A 2,783-nucleotide genomic window follows, 5' to 3' on the forward strand; every position below is an offset into this window, starting at 1 on the left:
GACGGAGGTGGGATGCTGTCGATCGCCTGTCCCTGGTGCGGCCCGAGGGACGAGACGGAGTTCCGGTTCGGCGTGGAGGTGGCGGTCCGGCGGCCGCGGCCCGACACGGCGGACGACCGGGCCTGGGCGGACTATCTGTTCTTCCGCGAGAACCGCCGTGGCCGCCAGCAGGAGCTGTGGTGCCATGGCGCCGGCTGCGGCCAATGGTTCCTGGTCGACCGCGACACCGTCACCCACGAGGTCCATGGCAGCTCCGTGCTGCCGGGCCATCCCTCGGCCGAGGGCCGCCGGGCAGGGCCGGCCGAGGCACCCGCCGGCCATGACGCACCGGCAGCCTCCGAAGCAGTGCTGGGCGGTGCCGGGGAAGCCGCGTGAGCCACCATTCCCTGCGCCTTCCCGCGGGCGGGACGGATCTGGACCGTGCGCGCCCGCTCTCCTTCACCTTCCTCGGCCGCCGCCTGCAGGGCTTTGCCGGCGACAGCCTGGCCTCGGCGCTGCTGGCCAGCGGCCAGCGGGTGCTCGCGCGCTCGTTCAAGTACCACCGGCCGCGCGGGCTGTGGGGCTTCGGACCCGAGGAGCCGAACGCGATTCTGGACGTGCGCTTCGCGGATGGCCGGCACGATCCGAACGCGCGCGCCACGCTGGTGCCGCTGGAGGACGGCATGGCGGTCGGCACCGTCCATGGCTGGCCGTCCGCACAGCGCGACCTGTACGGGTTCGTCGACCGGCTGCACCCGCTGATCCCGGCGGGCTTCTACTACAAGACCTTCATGCGGCCGAGCTGGCACCTGTTCGAGCCGCGCATCCGTAAGATGGCCGGCCTGGGCGTGGTGCCGGACCAGGGCGAGCCGCTGCAGCGCGCCCAGCGCCATGCGCAGGTGCCGCTCGTGGTGGTGGGGGCCGGGCCGGCCGGGCTGGCCGCCGCCAGGGCCGCGGCGCTGGCCGGCCTGGAAGTGATGCTGGTGGACGACCAGCCCTGCCCGGGCGGCCAGCTCCTGACCGATCCGGTCGGGATCGACGGCCAGCCGGGCGATGAATGGGTGGCGGCGGTCACCGCCGAGCTGGCCGCCCACCCGAAGGTGACCCTGCTGCCGACCACCACAGCACTCGGGATCTTCGACCATGGTCTCCTGGTCCTGGCCGAGCGGCGGCGGCTGCCGCGCGGCTTTGCGCCCGAGCGCCTGTGGAAGGTGCGGGCGGGGCAGGTGATCCTGGCGACCGGTGCGATCGAGCGGCCGCTGGTCTTCCCGGACAATGACCGCCCGGGCGTGATGTCCGCTTTGGCCGCGCGCAGCTATCTGGCCCGCCACGGCGTGCTGGCCGGGCGCCACCCGGTGGTCTTCACCGGCAATGCCGCCGGCCGGCGCACCGCCGAGCTCATGGCGGCCGCCGGTGCGGAGCCGGTGATCGTCGACCTGCGCGCCGACAGCCCCCCGCACCCGGAGATCCCGACCCATACCGGCGCGGTGGTGACCGCGGTGCATGGGCGCAAGGGCGTCACTGGCGTGCGCGTGGAGCCCTTGGCCGGCGGGCCGGTCATCGAGATCGCCTGCGATCTGGTGGCGGTGGCGGGCGGCTGGACGCCCGGCTTGCACCTGCACATGCATGCCGGAGGGCGGCTGCGCTTCGAGGACGCGATCGACGCCTTCGTGCCGGATGGCCCGGCCGGAGCCGTCCGGACGGCCGGTGCCGCGAACGGCGCGTTTGCCACTGCCGACTGCCTCCTGCAGGGCCATCGCGCCGGGCTGGCTGCAGCCGGCTCCGACCTGACGCTCCCCGCACCCATGGCAGAGCCGGAGCCGGCCTGGACGCAGGCGGTCTGGCGCAAGCTGGACCGGCCCAAGGCCAGGCAATGGGTCGACTACCAGAACGACGTGACGGCCAAGGACATCGAGCTCGCCGTCCAGGAGAACTTCGTCTCGGTCGAACATCTCAAGCGCTACACCACGCTCGGCATGGCGACCGACCAGGGCAAGACCAGCAATTTGAATGGGCTAGCCCTGGTCGCCCAGCGCCTGGACCGGCCGGTGGCGGAGGTCGGCACCACCACCTTCCGCCCGCCCTACACGCCCGTCTCACTGGCTGGGGTCGCCGGCTCCCGCCAGGGTGGCCTGCTGAGCCCGCTCCGGCTGCTGCCGGCCCATCGGGAGCATGTGCGGCTAGGCGCGGTGTTCGAGGATTATGGCGGCTGGTGGCGGCCGGCCTGCTACCCGAAGGGCGGGGAGGGCAGGCAGGCCGCGATCGAGCACGAGGTGCTGGCGACCCGCTCCGGCGTGGCCCTGTTCGACGGCAGCCCGCTCGGCAAGATCGAGCTGGTTGGCCGAGATGCCGGCGGCTTCCTCGACCGGCTCTTTTACCATCGGCTGAGCGACCTGAAGCCCGGCCGGATCCACTACGTGTTCCTCCTGACCGAGCACGGCAAGGTCTATGACGACGGAGTGGTGGCGAGGCTGGCCGAGGACCACTTCCTGCTCTCGCCATCTTCCAGCCATGCCGCGGGCGTCCATGCCATCGTCGAGGAATGGCGGCAGACCGGCTGGCCGGAGCTGGAGGTGATAGCGACCAACGTCACCACCGCCTGGGCGACCTATGCCGTGACCGGGCCGAAGGCGCGGCTCGTGGTCGAGCGGCTGAAGCTGCCGGTGGACCTGTCCGCCGCTTCCCTGCCGCACATGGGCTGGTGCGAGACCGAGCTGGCCGGCGTGCCCTTGCGGATCGCCCGGGTGAGCTTCACCGGGGAACTGTCGTTCGAGCTAAGCGTGCCGGCCGCTTATGGCCCGGCC

General features: G+C 72.6%; 2 protein-coding genes. Both read left to right on the plus strand.

Annotated elements, in window-relative coordinates; genetic code table 11:
- Window positions 1-375, plus strand: a 375-nt coding sequence (locus EQG76_RS30470) for a sarcosine oxidase subunit delta (RefSeq protein WP_235031644.1), incomplete at its 5' end; no start/stop codon positions are given.
- Window positions 372-2,783 (plus strand): 2Fe-2S iron-sulfur cluster-binding protein (locus EQG76_RS30475; protein WP_159718985.1); only part of this gene is annotated, 2,412 nt, incomplete at its 3' end. The genes EQG76_RS30470 and EQG76_RS30475, both read left to right, overlap by 4 nt.

The organism is Geminicoccus flavidas (genome assembly GCF_009806515.1).
Classification (GTDB): domain Bacteria; phylum Pseudomonadota; class Alphaproteobacteria; order Geminicoccales; family Geminicoccaceae; genus Geminicoccus; species Geminicoccus flavidus.